This is a genomic window from Chryseobacterium sp. HNCC26DJ239, from assembly GCF_057180445.1.
Window position 1 is genome coordinate 1 of record NZ_JBXUGJ010000009.1, and the last position, 16,033, is coordinate 16,033.

Sequence of the window (16,033 nt, forward strand, 5' to 3'; positions counted from 1 at the left end):
GAGCGAATAGCGGGTATAAGCTTCTAAGAATTTTTAGTTGTCTAGTAAGGCTTTGGCTATAGGATATTTTTTATCCAATTAGCTTAACATTTAAATTTATTTTGCCAGTGAGTGGATTTAGATTTAACTTTATAATTTGATGTACAGGTTTTTATGAGCATTGAAGAATATGATAGAAAATTGATGAAAAAGATTAAAAAAATAGTAATAATATTCATACATTTGCTTGTAAAACTAGAAACTATTATTAGCAATTAGATGAAAAAATTTGGCGAGGGATTAAGAGCATTGTATAATGGTGATAATTTATTGAAAATCACGCGAGTACGATATATACCCAGATGGATGGTTTTGTTTTTTGACATAGGATTTGTCTTTTTGTCTTTAATAATTTCATACTACTTTTTGTCGAAATTAAATGTAAAAGTTAATTATCCTCATCTTTTGCCATTGAAGATGATAATAGTAATTTTTGTAAATTTCGTATTTATGTTTGTTTTCAGAACATATGCGGGAATTATAAGGCATTCTACTTTTTTTGATTTTTTTAAAATTTTATTATCTGCGAGTAGTACGTTGATTACTCTTACTATTTTCAATTATTTTTTCTATTTATTGAAAGGTAAACCTCTATTTCTTTATCCAAATATTTTCTTACTTTTCTTTATTTCTGTGTCACTAATGTTTTTTTTCAGGATGGTGACAAAAAGATTTTTTAATCTGGTAATTGATTATAAAAGAGCATCATCAACAATGAAAGTAGCAGTGGTGGGAATAGAAGATGTTTCTGTCGCACTAGCTAGAGCAATCATGCATAATCCCAATTATCCTTATAGACTTGGAGGTTTTATTACTAATAGGACCGACTCTAAAAGAGCTGTTTTATTAGGACATAATATTTATGGCAAGAATGAATTTTTTGATTCGCCTAAAATTCTTACTGATTTTGATGCAGTCCTGATTATTAAGGAAATAATGAGCAAAAAAGAACTTGAAGAATGGATGAATCTTTCTTTAGATAAAGGATTGAAAGTTCTTAAAGCACCAACAATTGGAAAAATGCGGGATCAAGATTTAGTTGGAGGAATTAGAAATTTGCAGATTGAAGATTTATTGAATCGTCGCCCGATTAAGATTGATAATGAGGATGTTAAAAAAAGACATTTTGAAAAAAATGTTTTAATTACCGGAGGTGCGGGTTCTATTGGTAGCGAGATTGTAAGACAGGTTGCGGAATTTAGTCCTTCTCAAATTGTGGTTCTTGATCAAGCCGAATCTCCGTTATATGACTTGGAGCTAGAATTATTGGAAAAATTTCCTGATCAAAACTTCAAATTTATTTTAGCAGATATTTCAAATAAGTCTAGACTAGAAAGGATATTCGAGGAATATAATTTTTCTATGGTTTATCATGCAGCCGCCTATAAACATGTCCCACTTATAGAAGAAAATCCTCATGAGGCTATTTTTGTAAATATTTTAGGCACAAAAAATGTAGCCTTGCTTTCGAAAAAGTATAAAATTAACAGATTTGTGATGGTTTCTACTGACAAAGCAGTAAACCCTACAAATGTTATGGGAGCTTCGAAAAGAGCTGCTGAATTGTTTGTTCAATCTTTACAAAATACGGAAGGTAATACGACCAAGTTTATAACCACACGTTTTGGTAATGTTTTGGGATCAAATGGTTCGGTAATCCCTCATTTTAAAAAGCAAATACAGAAAGGTGGTCCTGTAACAATTACTCACCCAGATATAATTAGATATTTTATGACTATTCCGGAAGCCTGCGAATTGGTTTTACAAGCAGGTACTATGGGGAATGGAGGCGAAATATATGTATTTGATATGGGAGACCCGGTTAAAATTTTAGATCTTGCTAAGAGAATGATTAAACTTTCTGGATACATTCCTGATGAAGATATTAAGATTTCTTTTATAGGCCTTAGACCAGGCGAAAAACTGTACGAGGAGTTATTAAGTGAAAATACAATAAATATTCCTACGCATAATGAGAAGATTATGATAAGTAAGGATTACTGCGAAGATTTTGCTACGGTCGATTCTTATTTTGTTAAAATCGTTAGATCTGCGGTAAATAGAGATAAGTATGAAGTTGTAACATTACTTAAAGCTTTAGTTCCAGAGTTTATTAGTAATAATTCTGAATTTGAAAAATTAGATAATTATAAAATCAGCGAAAATAAGGGTAATTAAAAACGGATATGTTATGATGGATATTTTATTAACCAAGATTAATATGATATTCTACCTCCGATTTTTAAAACTAGAATAATAATCCTATTTTTGTGAAAATATTAAATTGAATGAATTTAAAGAAGTTTATCCTTTGTGGATTTTCGGGCATACTATTGTTTTCATGTGCACCAAGACAGGAAATCAATTATATGACGGATATTGATAATGTAGCATTAGACAATGCAATAAAAAATAGCCGCAGTACCTTACAGCCGGGCGATCAGCTAATAGTTTCAATCTCAGCAAGAGATATGGACGCTGTGAAGCCTTTCAACCAAAATTACTCATCCTCAACTACGGTAACTCAATATTCGCTACCAAGTTCTAATAGTTTACCACAACAGACGCCTGTTTCAGGGCCTACCTATTTTGTGGACACCAATTATAACATCACTTTTCCACAGATAGGTAAAATTAGTGTTCAAGGTGAGAATATTGAAACATTTAGAGATAAGATTTCAGGCATTTTAAGTAAATACATTAAGGATCCAATCGTCGATGTTAAATTGGTGAATTTCAAAGTTTCCATTTCAGGAGAAGTGAAAAGTCCGGGAACGTATGTTATTCCTGAAGGAAATGCTACGGTTTTAAGTGCATTAGCTATGGCGGGAGATACAACGCCTTATGGAATCAGACAAAATGTATTGTTGATAAGAAATGTAGATGGTAAGATTACCCATCACCGTATCGACATATCGAAGTCTGAATTTATTAATTCTCCTTTTTATTATCTTAAGCAAAATGATATCATTTACGTACAACCCAATGTAAACAGGGAAAAAGCAGCACGATTAGACCCTAACTTAGGTGTTTATATTTCAATTGTTTCTGTAGTTGTATCTTTAGGAATCAGTGTAATTGCATTGACGAAAAATTAATATTAAAAAAATATAAAACAAATAGTGGATCAAAATAATTTTGAAGATCAATTACAGGAAGAGACATTAGATCTTAGAGAATTGATTAAACCCTATCTTTTCAAATGGTATTGGTTTGTAGTAGGGGCTGTAATATCAGTTGTTGTTGCTTGGTTTTTTCTGAGATATTCGGTTCCTGTTTATAATACTGAATCTACTTTATTAATTAAAGAAGTAAAAAAAACATCAGGAGTTCCAGAAATGTCGGTGCTTTCAGAAATTGGAGGTATCGGAGGAATGGGGTCTAATTCTGTTTTGAATGAGAAACAAATTCTAAAATCAACAAAATTGATGCTTTCAGTAGTAAGGGAGCTAGGTTTAGAAACAAATATCTATTCAAAAGGTAAAATTAAAGAAACTTTACTTTATAAAGACAGTGCACCTTTTATTGTTAGAATTGTTAAAGAAAACAGGAAAGGAATCTATCCTACAAAGCCTGTTTATGTACTTATAAAGAATGATGAAATTATTTTAGAATCTGAAAGTTTCAAGGCTCCGATTAAAACTAACTTTAATAAAGCATTGTCATTGCCGTTTGGAATTGTAATGTTCCAGAAAAATAGTAATTCAAATAAATTAAGTTATAATAATAAACAATTTAGATTAGAGTTTAGATCTGGTATTACTAGAGCTAAATCTTATGTACAATTATTGAATGTTGAAGTGGTTGAAAAAGAAACAACCGTTTTAAAATTATCAATAAATGATGCAATACCTGAAAAAGCAGAAGATATTCTGAATAGACTTGCAGTAAATTATAACAGAGAAGCTGTATTAGATAAAAATTCTGAGGCTCAAAAAACTGCTGAATTTATTGATGAGAGAGTTCGTCTAATTGGAGAAGAGCTTGGTAGAGTTGAAACTCAGAAAGAAGATTTTAAAGTAAGAAACAATATCGCGGATATTAAATCTGAAGCGGAACTTTCACTAGAAACTTCAGCAAAAGCAAGACAAAGCCAGATTGAAAATGAATCTCAACTTGAAGTTGTAAATAGTTTGTTAGGATATCTGAATAAACAAGGGGCTTATCAAATCTTACCTTTAAATATCGGACTTAACGACTCAGAGACGTCTATGAATATGGGAACCTACAATCAATTGGTTACCGAAAGAAGTCGTTTATTAGAAGGGTCAACAACGCTCAATCCTGTAGTACAAGATGTTACTAAAGAGATTAATAATGTACGTTCGTCTATCCTTTCAAGTCTAAATAAAACACGTTCTGCATTGCAAATTAACAAAAATGCAATTCAAACAGAACAGAATAGACTGAGTGGCAGAATTTCTAAAGTCCCATTTCAGGAGAAAATGTTCAGAAGTATTGAAAGACAACAAACGATTAAAGAAGAATTGTATTTGTTGTTACTTCAAAAACGTGAAGAGGCGGCAATATCTTTAGCAATTGCAGCTCCAAAAGCTAGAATTGTGGATTATGCTTTTACTGCTCCAACCCCAGTTTCTCCTAAAAAGCAAATGATTTATTTGGGAGCTTTAATAATTGGATTATTAATTCCTTTTGCGATTATTTATTTGTTTAATTTACTAAATGATAAAGTAAAATCTACTCACGACTTAGAAAAGTTAAGCGGGAATAAACCTGTTGTAGGGGAAGTACCTTCATTGGTAAAAGGTGGTTCAGAATTGGTTCAAGTAAACGATTTATCGCCTTTAGCAGAAGCATTTAGAATATTAATTACCAATATTGGCTTCATGTTACCTAAAAAGAAGGAAGGGAAAGTAATTTTTGTGACTTCTACTGTAAAAGGAGAAGGTAAAACATTTGTTTCTGTAAATTTAGCTTTGACGTTGGCTACACCTCGTACCAAAGTAATGATCATTGGTTCTGATATTAGAAATCCACAGTTACAGAGATATAACGAATCTCGAAAAGGTTTAATGGGATTAGCGGAGTACATGTATGATGATAAGATTACCAAAGAACAAATCATCCATCAGACTACATTCAACCCAAATTGTGATGTTATTTATTCTGGAGCAATTACGCCCAATCCAACCGATCTTTTATCAAATGGAAGATATCAGGAATTAATTGAAAGTTTAAAACCTCATTACGATTATATTGTATTGGATACGGCACCTTTGATGTTGGTAACCGATTCTTTCTTGATTGCCGATGTTGCCGATGTTACTGTTTATGTTACAAGATCGGGGTATACAGAAAAGAAATTAATCAGCTTTGCTAATACACAGATTGGGCAGTCGAAGATCAAGAATGCAGCATTTGTTTTAAATGATGTAGATAATACCAACAGCAGCTACGGTTATGGTTATAAGTACGGTTATGGTTACGGTGCTTCTCATAAAAAAACCTGGAGAGATTGGTTCAAATTTTAATAAAAATTAAGTTTTATTATTTTTTTTACATAATAAAACTATTTCCATAAATGAATGTAAATCATAAAATAGCGGTAATTGGTCTTGGTTATGTTGGATTACCATTAGCAAGACTTTTAGCAACAAAGTATTCTGTTGTTGGCTTTGATATTAATGAAAATCGAATCAAAGAAATCAATGATGGAAAAGATTCAACCTTAGAAGTTGATGAAGATTTGCTTAAAGCGGTAGTAAGATCCACCAATCCTATTTCTGATAACTCTATTGGTTTATTTTGCAGTGCAAATATTTCAGATATTCAAAATGCAAATATTTATATTATTACAGTTCCTACACCTGTAGATAAACATAACAGACCGGATTTGACCCCTTTGTACAAATCATCAGAAACGGTAGGTAAAGTATTAGGTAGAAACGATATCGTAATTTACGAATCTACTGTTTATCCTGGTGTAACTGAAGAAGAATGTGTACCTGTTTTAGAAAAAATTTCGGGGTTACAATTCAACAAAGATTTTTTTGCAGGCTATTCTCCGGAAAGAATTAACCCAGGAGATAAATTGCATACGGTTGATAAAATCTTAAAAGTTACTTCCGGATCTACACCCGAAATCGGAAAAATAGTAGACGATTTGTATAAATCGGTGATTACTGCGGGAACACATTTAGCACCTACCATTAAAGTAGCAGAAGCTTCAAAAGTAATTGAAAACTCTCAAAGAGATGTAAATATTGCCTTCATGAATGAGTTGGCAAAAATATTTTCTTTAATGGATATCGATACGCATGATGTTTTAGAAGCTGCAGGTACAAAATGGAATTTCCTGAAATTTAAACCTGGTTTAGTTGGAGGGCATTGTATCGGAGTAGATCCGTTTTACTTAGCGCAGAAAGCACAGGAAATTGGCTATTATTCTGAGTTGATTTTAAGTGCTAGAAGATTGAATGATTCTATGGGAGCTTTTGTTGCTTCTCAAGTCATTAAATTAATGATAAAAAGAGAGATTCCTATAAAAGGAGCGAAGGTTTTAAACCTTGGAATTACCTTCAAAGAAAACTGTCCTGATATCCGAAATTCAAAGGTGATTGATGTAATTACTCATTTACAAGACTACGGTCTACAGGTTACCACTTTTGATCCTTGGGCAGATACGGAAGAAGTTTTTGAAGAATATCAAATCAATTTATTGAAGAATTTGGAAAACGATTCACAATTCGATGTAATTGTACTTTCTGTTTCGCATCAAGAGTTTTTAGAACTCAACTTAAAAAATTACCTTATACCGAATGGAATTATTTATGATGTGAAAGGGATTTTAAGTAAAGAAATTATTGATAATAGATTATAATTAAAATATTTTTAATCAGTATTTGAAAATATACTGTATATATTTGTAAAAACTAATTTAAATGAAGGAACACGACGTTAGACCTTGGGGAGAATATTGGGTTTTGGAAGATGGAGAAACTCATAAAGTAAAAAGAATTTTGGTAAATCCGGGAGGGAGGCTTTCTCTTCAATACCACCATCATCGTGCTGAAGTATGGACTATTGTTTCTGGAACAGGAACAATTACCATTGGTGATGAAATAAAAGATTTTAAAACAGGAGAAGTAGCTCAAATTTCATTAGGAGCGCATCATAGAATTGAAAATAAAACAAACGAACCTGTTGTTTTCATCGAAGTACAGTATGGTACCTATTTCGGTGAAGATGATATTGTAAGAATTGAAGACGATTACAACAGAGCATGAAAATATATAACGTCATATTATCAGGAGGAGTAGGAAGTAGACTTTGGCCTCTTTCAAGAAAAAACCATCCAAAACAATTTCTGAAAATTTTTGAAGGAAAATCTCTATTTGAATTAACAGCAGAAAGAAATAAAGCTGTAGTGGATGAATTGATGGTGGTTGGTAATTCAGACCATATCGAATGGAGTAGAGATTTACTAAAAGATATTGATCTTCCCAAAACTTTCGTTACGGAAACCATTGCACGAAATACAGCCGCAGCGATTGCTTTTGCTGCATTGGCGGTTGAAGCGGATGATGTTTTGATTATTACACCTTCCGATCATTTAATTCAAAATCAGGAGGCGTACGAAAAATCTCTCTTAGAAGCTGTTGAGTTGGCTAAAAAAGACTTCGTTGTCACTTTTGGTGTTGTTCCTACAAAACCTGAAACCGGATATGGTTATATCGAATTTGAAGGTAAAGACGTCCTTTCTTTCAGAGAAAAACCAAATACAGAAACCGCACAGGAGTTTTTAGACAGAGGTACTTTCTTGTGGAATTCCGGGATGTTTTGCTTCAAAGCAGGAGTTTTATTAGATGAATTAAAAAAATACCAACCCGAAGTTTTTGAAAAATCTTTGGAAGCTTGGGAAAAATCTGAAAATAATTTATTAGACGAAACTTCATGCAAACAAATCCCGTCCATTAGTATTGATTACGCGGTAATGGAGCGGTCTAAACAAATAAAAGTAGTTCCTGCTAATTTTAGATGGAATGATTTAGGCTCGTTTGAATCGTTGTACGATTATCTTCGTTCAACAGGTCACCCGGCTGATGAAAACGGAAATATGGTGATTGGTACAGAAATTTTCACAGCCTTTATTGGAATGAAGAATTGCATTTTTGTACACACTCCAGATGCTATTTTAGTTTTACAGAAGGAGAAATCTCAAGATGTAAAGAAAATTTACAGCCAACTAGAAAAGTATCAATCTACACTAAGGTAGAACAAAGATTTGTAAAAATGATTTCAAAAGATTCAAAAATATATATCGCAGGACACCGTGGAATGGTGGGTTCTGCTATTTGGAGACAGCTTTCAGAGCAAGGTTATACCAATTTGATTGGTCTTACTAGCAAAGAATTAGATTTAAAAGATCAAAATGCCGTTTCTGAATTTATGGCGACGGAAAAACCTGATGTGGTGATTGATGCAGCGGCAAGAGTGGGCGGAATTTTAGCAAATAATTCATTTCCCTATCAGTTTTTAATGGAAAATATGCAGATTCAGAATAACCTGATTGATGCTTCTCTTAAAAATGAGGTAGAAAAGTTTATTTTCTTAGGCTCTTCTTGTATTTATCCTAAAATGGCACCACAACCTTTGAAGGAAGAATATCTTTTAACAGATTCTTTGGAACCAACCAACGAATGGTATGCGGTGGCGAAAATTACGGGGATTAAAACTTGTGAAGCCATCAGAAAACAATTCGGGAAAGATTATGTTTCTTTGATGCCCACAAACCTTTACGGAACGCACGATAATTTTGATTTGAATACTTCTCATGTCCTTCCTGCAATGATCAGAAAGTTTCATGAAGCGAAAGAAAACAACAACGCAGCAGTTACTCTTTGGGGATCAGGAACTCCGATGAGAGAATTTCTTTTTGTTGATGATATGGCTGCGTCAGTGATTTTTGCATTAGAAAATGTCTTGCCTGAACATTTATACAATGTGGGAACAGGGGTAGATTTAACCATTAAAGATTTGGCTGAGTTAATTCAAAAAGTAGTTGGTCATCAAGGAGAAATCATTTGGGATGCTGAAAAACCAGACGGAACACCAAGAAAATTGATGGATGTTTCTAAAATGCACGAGCTAGGTTGGAAACACCAAATTAACCTTGAAGATGGTATTAACAAAACTTATCAATGGTTTTTGGAGAATATTAACAATTTTAAAGAAGTGAAAATGTAAATTTGCAGCTGGATAAGAAAAAATCCGCAAATTTCTTTATTGGCCAATTGCACATAGATTAACACGCAAACGGTAAATAAGCAAATCCGCGAATCCGCATAAAAAAGAATATAACACAAAAACTGCGAATAAGCAAATGCGCGAATCCGCAATAAAATACACATGAAAACAGCATTAATTACAGGAATTACAGGTCAAGACGGTTCATACTTAGCAGAGTTACTATTAGAAAAAGGATATAGAGTTCATGGAATTAAAAGAAGGGCTTCTTCTTTCAATACCCAAAGAATTGACCATTTATATCAAGATCAACATGAGCAAAATGTACATTTTACCTTGCATTATGGGGATTTAACAGACTCTACCAATATTATCAGAATCATTCAGGAAGTACAGCCAGACGAAATTTATAATTTGGGCGCGATGTCTCACGTAAAAGTTTCTTTTGATTCTCCTGAATATGTAGCCAATGTAGACGGAATCGGAACATTAAGAATTCTAGAAGCGGTAAGAATTTTAGGTTTAGAAAAAAAGACTAAAATTTACCAAGCTTCAACATCTGAATTGTACGGAGGACTTCCGGAAAATAAAAACGAAAAAGGTTTCTACGACGAAAATTCACCTTTCTATCCTCGTTCGCCTTATGGTGCGGCTAAAATTTATGGTTTTTGGATTACCAAAAACTACCGTGAAGCGTACGGAATGTTTGCCTGCAACGGAATATTATTCAACCACGAATCTCCAAGAAGGGGGGAAACTTTTGTTACCCGTAAAATTACCATGGCGACTGCAGCGATCGCAAAAGGTAAGCAAGAATGTCTGTATTTAGGGAATTTAAATGCCCTTCGTGACTGGGGACACGCCAAAGATTACGTTGAAGCGATGTGGAGAATTCTTCAACAAGAAAAACCGGAAGATTTCGTAATCGCAACAGGTGTTACCACTTCTGTAAGAGACTTTGTCAAAATGGCTTTCCAAGAAGTTGGGGTAGAACTTTCTTTTGAGGGAGAAAACGAAAATGAAATTGCAAAAGTTGTTGCATGTCATCATCCACTCTATCAATTAGAAATTGGTAAAACGGTTGTTTCTGTAGATCCTGATTATTACAGACCGACAGAGGTAGATCTTTTGATTGGTGATCCTACTAAGTCTAAAACACAGTTAGGTTGGGAGCCGAAGTATGATTTACAGGCTTTGGTGAAAGAGATGGTGGAGAGTGATTTGAAATTATATTAATTGGTACATACTGGTAAGTTAGCAAAAAATACATCTTTGTTGTATTTTAGAATGCTCATAAATCTTTGCATCTCTCTTTACACTTCTAGGATTATACTAGAAGTGTTAGGTTTTGTAGATTTTGGTATTTACAATATCATAGGTGGTATAGTTTTATTTTTTTCTTTTTTAAATGGAACTTTAAGTGGCTCTATATCTAGATTTTTTACTTTTGAATTAGGTAAAAATAATTTAGAAAATTTAAAGAAAGTTTTTAATACTAGCTTAACAATTCAAATTTTATTGGGAGTTTTAATATTTATGATTGCAGAAGTTTTAGGGGCTTATTTAATCAAACATAAATTGGTTATTCCAAAATCACGAATTGAGACTTCTCTTTTGGCATTCCATTTTATACTTTTCAATTTCTTATTTGCATTCATTAGAATTTCGTACGAAGCAACCATAGTCGCATATGAAAAGATGTCTTTTTTTGCTTATTTTTCAATATCGGAATCTATATTGAAACTTGCTTTAACATATTCTTTGTTATTTATCGAATTTGATAAATTACTATCGTATTCAGTAATGTTATGCTTAATTTCTCTCTTTGGATTAATATGCAATTATTTGTTTTGCAAAAGGACGTTTTCTGTCTGCAATTATAGTTTTACGTATGATAAACATTTCCTAAAAGAAATATTAACATTTTCTTTTTTAGATATGTATGGGAGTGTGTGTTATATGGTTGGAAATCAAGGTGTAGGTTTTGTTTTAAATCTATTGTGGGGGCCTTTACTAAATGCAGCTAACGGTGTTGCTATTCAGGTTAGAAACGCTGTTTCCGGTTTTTCAAACAATATCGTTATGGCAGCTAGACCTCAAATTGTGATGTCCTTTTCGAGGGATGAAATACTGAAAATGATTAATTTGGTACAGCTTACTTCAAAGTATTCATTTGTACTTTTATTTACTTTTACCTTTCCAATAATAATTGAATGTAAATATGTACTCAGTATATGGCTAAAAAATGTTCCTCCGTATAGTACTGAATTTACTAGAATAAGTTTGATTTATATTTTGATAGCTTCAGTTTTTTATCCATTGATTATAGCTATACAATCGACTGGTAAAATGAAACACATAAGTTTCATATCAGGAACTTTAAATTTGCTTACAATTCCTTTGATGTATATTATTTCGTTATTCACAAAAATTCCGTATTACTCATACTCTGCAATTATTATCACAATAATATTTGTTTCTATAAGTGATTTGATAATTTTAAATAAATACATTAAGGCTTTCAATATAAAAAAATTTTTGAGCAAAGTAATTGTTCCATGTTTAATGTTATTTGTTTTTACGTCTATCATACCTCTATTAATTATTAAAAACTATGATGTCGGCTTCAAAAGATTATTAATTAATACTATTTTAATTGTTGCTCAAATTCTTATTTATAGTTTCATATTCATCATAGAAAAGGAATTAAAAGATGTGTTCATTCAAAAATTGTCAAAATTGTCAAAATGGTCAAAGAAGGTAAATTAGTTTCGATTATTATTCCAGTATATAATGTTGAAGAATATATACTGTCTTGCTTAGAATCAGTCACTGAACAAAGGTATAAACATATTGAATGTATTATAGTTGATGATTGCGGTACTGATGACAGCATGAGTTTAGTAAATGGATTTATCGAGAGGTATAATGGTCATATATTTTTTAAGATTTTTAAGCATGATTGCAACAGGGGGTTATCTGAGGCACGTAACAGTGGAATTGGAATATCTAGTGGAGAATACATTTTCTTTCTAGATAGTGATGATACAATTACAGACGACTGTATAGAATATATGATGTCATTGATGAATGAATACAATTCTGATATTATAATATGTTCCCACATTGAGTCTAATAAAAAAGTAATTGCTTCAGACGTGTTTGTAAAACGATATGAATACAATGAGATTTATTTACTTCATAAGATACCAAATAATGCGTGGAACAGATTAATTAGAACGGAAATAATCAGAGCTAATGATTTACGTTTTTTTAGTAATATTTATCATGAAGATCGGTTGTGGTCTTTTTTCTTAGTGTATAATATTAGTTCAGCAATTGTCAGTAGTAAAAATACATACATTTACAATATTCGACCTAATTCCATAATGACCGATAACTCTAAGGAAATTAAGAGAATCAATGATAGTCTTCAAATTATTAAACAAATGGATAGCTATCTTAGCGCAATGTCAAGAATAAGAATTTTGCCTCGGGAATCAGTTGATTATGTTTATCTTGAAAGATTCGCATTATGCGTTTCTGCATACTCATCAAGTGATCATTTTGGTAATGAAATATTTAAGGCTAGTTATAAAAATGTAAATTTAAATGTGTTTATGAAATTAAGTTTCTTAAACAAGATAAGATGTTTAGCATTTTTACTGCCTCCTAAAATAGGCTTTTCATATTTTAAATTTTTATATAAAGCATGCTATAAAGATAATAAGTGATATGTAATTAGTATATAGTCGTAAACGTTTTTCTACAGATATAGATGAAAATTTGATAATTTATGAAAGTTATTTTGGCTCAGGTACTAATTATTGTAGTACTGCTATTGCATCCTTTCAATTCAGTAATAAATTTTGTTTTTTGCTACGGCTTGTTGATAGTTGGTTGCAGATATTTCAATCCATTAAACCCTTTACTTTGGATGTTTATGGCGTGGAATATTTTGTTTATCAATGCTTTTTGTGGGATTCTCCAATTTAGTAGTACAATAGAATCATCTAGTGCAGTTTCTTTGTGTATATTATTAATATCAATATTTACTTTAGGATATTGCTTTAGTATGTATACCTCTAATAGTAGAAATAAAATTGACAAGGTTAGATTTAGTAGTTTTTTTTCATCATTAGATTTATCTAAAATTGAAAAATATACGATAGTTTTCTCTGTATTTTCAGTAATTGCAACAGCCCTATTGGCTGTAGAGATTGTTGTAATTTATGGTGGAAATATATTAGCACCTAATTTATTACGAGATTTGTATAATTCTCGTGAGGCAACAATTTTTTCTCAATTAGCAGGTGTTTTATACTTTGGTGGATTATTTTCCATTGCAGCATTTTTCTTTTTAAAGAAATCAAAATACAGAATCTATTATATTTTAGGAATACTATTTTTTGCATTCGGAAGTGTCTTGTCCGCAGGTAGACAAATGGTTTTTCAGCTAATCATATCTTCATTGCTATGTTATTCAGTAATGAAGTATTACCGTATTAAGATAGTTCTGTCAAAAGTGCATAAATATATTTTCTTAAGTTTCATTAGTTTGATATTGGGATATTTTATTTTTATTTCAACTGAGAGAAGTTCATCTCTAGATAGTAGATCGAAGTTAGAAATTTTTGAATCTCAAAATAGTATGACTTACAGCGAAGATTTTAAGAAGACTATGAGTATGGGCCCCAAAGCAGTTGAAAATTTTTTTGTTGATTACACATTTTACTTTTCCCATGAGATTTTTATGTTGTCTGAATATCTTAAAAAAAGTGATATAAATTTTGCAGATGTTAAGTTTTTACGATTTTCACCTTTCGTAGAAAGACAATTTGATCGATTTGACGTTTTGGGTGAAACACAAGCTGAGCGTTTAGACAACTATAAACAAAAATATGATTCGGAGTCTACAATAATAAGTACAGGATGGCTTTCAACTGTTGCCCCGCTGCTTGAAAATTTAGGATATTTAGGTTCATTTATATTTGTTTTTTTTCATGGTTTTTATTCATACACTATCTACAACAGAACAAGATTATCTCCCTCTTTCGGATATTTGAATCTTGCTATAGCTAATAATATTATAATATTTAATATAACAAGTAATTCATCATTTTCCGAAACTCAGGTTTTTTTCTACATCTTGGTCAGTGTTTTTCTAATAAGAAAAAAAATTTAATATAAAAAATATATGAAACATCGTTAAAATGAGTAAAAGAATTTTCCTAACAAACGTAGTACCACCAGTTAAAATTAAGAGCTTAAATGTTTCTGCTGCAGCAAATTATTTTTCTTATAATCTTATTGATAATAATTGTTTTGATGAAATTTTGTCCATCATACCTCCTAATATTGAGGAGAAAATTCAAACTGATAGTGATATTATTTATATACAAAACAGGATTTTAGGTAGTACCAAGAAACTAAAATTATTTAATACCTTTTTTGATAATTTAAAAGCTTTTTCGTTATTTGGTAAAAGAGCGAACGTATGGTATTATAACTTAACTCATCAGACAATTTTTCTCTTCCTTCTAACAAAAATATTTAAACGATCTGTTAAACAATTTATAATTCTATTAGATTTTACTCCATCTAAAAAAGTATATTCACTACAGACTTTTATTTTTAAAGTAATCAATAGATCTGATGGTATTATCAGTTTGACTTCTAACAAATTTTTGACTCAAAAAAATTTGATAATATTACCTGGTATTGTCACAGACATAAAAAACAATAGTAGGATAAATCAAATAAATTTATCATTCATACTTTCCGGTATTTTATCAGAAAATAGATGCCCAGAGTTGATTTTAAAAGTTTTCTCTGAGTTCCCAGAATATGAATTAATTATAACTGGAAAAATCGTTGATGAAGGATTGGTAGAAAAATATTGCAATAAATTTTCTAATATCAGATATTTAGGTTTTTTAGATTATGATCAATATCTTGTTGAATTAGATAAAGCTACTTTCTCACTTAATAGTAGAGATCCTGAATATGAGGAGAATTTGTATAATTTTCCTTCAAAAAGTATAGAACATTTGATGTTTAATAAAATTCTTATTTCAACAATGGAATATTCTGAACTAGATGGAGTAGATTACTTATATGTTAAGCCAAACTTAGATGATTTTAGGATATTTTTAAACGAACTAAAATATACTGATAAAAATCTATTATTGAATCAATACGCTAATCAATCATCAAAAGTTTTCAAAATGTTTGGAATTGATAAGTGGAAAAAAAGTTTTGAAATAATTGAAAAAAATGCTTCGAAAACATGATTAAAAAAGTATTAAGAGTTTTAGCGCTTTTTATTATAAATTCATTTTTATCAACAACAAAATACTTTGCATTTAAGAATTTTTTGCTGAAAATTGGGGGTATTTCTGTCGGAAAAAATTCTAGAATAGTTGGTCCAATTGAAATGGGAACTGTAGCTGATCTAACAATAGGATCAAATACTTGGATTGGAAGCGGACTCAAAATTTATGGAAATGGGAAAGTCAGAATTGGAGATAACTGTGATTTGGCTCCGGATGTAGCTTTTGTCACCGGATCGCACGAAATTGGGGACAGTGACAGAAGAGCAGGAAAGGGTACATCTTTTATTATAGAAATTCATCATGGTTGCTGGATTGGTGCAAGAGTAACTATTGCGGGTAATATAATAATTAATAGTGGTGCAGTGGTAGGAACCTCGGCTTTAGTTAACAAAAATGTCGAGTCTAATACGGTTGTAGGAGGTGTTCCAGCGAAGAAAATAAAGCAGCTTTAG

13 protein-coding genes are annotated in these 16,033 nt (G+C 31.4%); all 13 read left to right on the forward strand.

Annotation, left to right across the window (positions count from 1 at the left end; genetic code table 11):
• The first annotated feature begins 258 nt into the window (after positions 1-258).
• The 13 genes from AC2A1D_RS17120 to AC2A1D_RS17180 all read left to right on the forward strand — a co-directional run bounded on the left by AC2A1D_RS17120 (position 259) and on the right by AC2A1D_RS17180 (position 16,033).
• Entirely contained in the window at positions 259-2,217 is a 1,959-nt protein-coding gene (locus tag AC2A1D_RS17120) for a polysaccharide biosynthesis protein (RefSeq protein WP_484044797.1), read from the forward strand.
• 110 nt (positions 2,218-2,327) lie between these two features.
• Positions 2,328-3,137 carry a polysaccharide biosynthesis/export family protein gene (locus AC2A1D_RS17125; RefSeq protein ID WP_484044798.1) on the forward strand — a complete coding sequence of 270 codons (810 nt, stop codon included), beginning with the start codon at positions 2,328-2,330 and terminating at the stop codon, positions 3,135-3,137.
• Positions 3,138-3,161: 24 nt separating this feature from the next.
• Positions 3,162-5,531 carry a GumC family protein gene (locus tag AC2A1D_RS17130; RefSeq protein ID WP_484044799.1) on the forward strand — a complete coding sequence of 790 codons (2,370 nt, stop codon included), beginning with the start codon at positions 3,162-3,164 and terminating at the stop codon, positions 5,529-5,531.
• A 50-nt stretch (positions 5,532-5,581) separates the two neighbouring features.
• Positions 5,582-6,880, forward strand: coding sequence for a nucleotide sugar dehydrogenase (locus AC2A1D_RS17135; RefSeq protein WP_484044800.1), 1,299 nt, complete (start codon positions 5,582-5,584; stop codon positions 6,878-6,880).
• Positions 6,881-6,941: 61 nt separating this feature from the next.
• The gene (locus tag AC2A1D_RS17140) at positions 6,942-7,286 is read left to right on the forward strand and encodes a phosphomannose isomerase type II C-terminal cupin domain (RefSeq protein WP_484044801.1); all 345 of its coding nucleotides are present in this window, start codon (positions 6,942-6,944) and stop codon (positions 7,284-7,286) included.
• The gene (locus AC2A1D_RS17145) at positions 7,283-8,275 is read left to right on the forward strand and encodes a mannose-1-phosphate guanylyltransferase (RefSeq protein ID WP_484044802.1); all 993 of its coding nucleotides are present in this window, start codon (positions 7,283-7,285) and stop codon (positions 8,273-8,275) included. Before AC2A1D_RS17140 ends, AC2A1D_RS17145 begins: the two co-directional genes overlap by 4 nt.
• A 20-nt stretch (positions 8,276-8,295) precedes the next feature.
• Entirely contained in the window at positions 8,296-9,246 is a 951-nt protein-coding gene (locus tag AC2A1D_RS17150) for a GDP-L-fucose synthase family protein (protein ID WP_484044835.1), read from the forward strand.
• Positions 9,247-9,408: 162 nt separating this feature from the next.
• The gene (gene gmd, locus AC2A1D_RS17155; protein WP_484044803.1) at positions 9,409-10,482 is read left to right on the forward strand and encodes a GDP-mannose 4,6-dehydratase; all 1,074 of its coding nucleotides are present in this window, start codon (positions 9,409-9,411) and stop codon (positions 10,480-10,482) included.
• Entirely contained in the window at positions 10,483-12,015 is a 1,533-nt protein-coding gene (locus tag AC2A1D_RS17160) for an MATE family efflux transporter (RefSeq protein WP_484044804.1), read from the forward strand. It abuts the gene before it with no gap.
• Positions 11,994-12,980: a glycosyltransferase family 2 protein gene (locus AC2A1D_RS17165; RefSeq protein ID WP_484044805.1), complete on the forward strand. Its 987-nt coding sequence runs from the start codon at positions 11,994-11,996 to the stop codon at positions 12,978-12,980. The genes AC2A1D_RS17160 and AC2A1D_RS17165 overlap by 22 nt, the downstream gene beginning before the upstream one ends.
• Positions 12,981-13,042: 62 nt before the next feature.
• Positions 13,043-14,431: an O-antigen polymerase gene (locus AC2A1D_RS17170; protein ID WP_484044806.1), complete on the forward strand. Its 1,389-nt coding sequence runs from the start codon at positions 13,043-13,045 to the stop codon at positions 14,429-14,431.
• Positions 14,432-14,459: 28 nt separating this feature from the next.
• A complete protein-coding gene (locus AC2A1D_RS17175) occupies positions 14,460-15,539 on the forward strand; it encodes a glycosyltransferase family protein (RefSeq protein WP_484044807.1) in 1,080 nt (359 codons plus the stop codon).
• Positions 15,536-16,033, forward strand: a complete 498-nt coding sequence (locus AC2A1D_RS17180; protein ID WP_484044808.1) for an acyltransferase — start codon at positions 15,536-15,538, stop codon at positions 16,031-16,033. The genes AC2A1D_RS17175 and AC2A1D_RS17180 overlap by 4 nt, the downstream gene beginning before the upstream one ends.

Bases quoted from the DNA above. Each gene is read 5' to 3' on its own strand.
- AC2A1D_RS17170 (WP_484044806.1), top strand. From the start codon at position 13,043: ATGAAAGTTATTTTGGCTCAGGTACTAATTATTGTAGTACTGCTATTG.
- AC2A1D_RS17125 (WP_484044798.1), top strand. From the start codon at position 2,328: ATGAATTTAAAGAAGTTTATCCTTTGTGGATTTTCGGGCATACTATTG.
- AC2A1D_RS17145 (WP_484044802.1), top strand. From the start codon at position 7,283: ATGAAAATATATAACGTCATATTATCAGGAGGAGTAGGAAGTAGACTT.
- gmd (WP_484044803.1), top strand. From the start codon at position 9,409: ATGAAAACAGCATTAATTACAGGAATTACAGGTCAAGACGGTTCATAC.
- AC2A1D_RS17165 (WP_484044805.1), top strand. From the start codon at position 11,994: ATGGTCAAAGAAGGTAAATTAGTTTCGATTATTATTCCAGTATATAAT.
- AC2A1D_RS17135 (WP_484044800.1), top strand. From the start codon at position 5,582: ATGAATGTAAATCATAAAATAGCGGTAATTGGTCTTGGTTATGTTGGA.
- AC2A1D_RS17120 (WP_484044797.1), top strand. From the start codon at position 259: ATGAAAAAATTTGGCGAGGGATTAAGAGCATTGTATAATGGTGATAAT.
- AC2A1D_RS17180 (WP_484044808.1), top strand. From the start codon at position 15,536: ATGATTAAAAAAGTATTAAGAGTTTTAGCGCTTTTTATTATAAATTCA.
- AC2A1D_RS17175 (WP_484044807.1), top strand. From the start codon at position 14,460: ATGAGTAAAAGAATTTTCCTAACAAACGTAGTACCACCAGTTAAAATT.
- AC2A1D_RS17140 (WP_484044801.1), top strand. From the start codon at position 6,942: ATGAAGGAACACGACGTTAGACCTTGGGGAGAATATTGGGTTTTGGAA.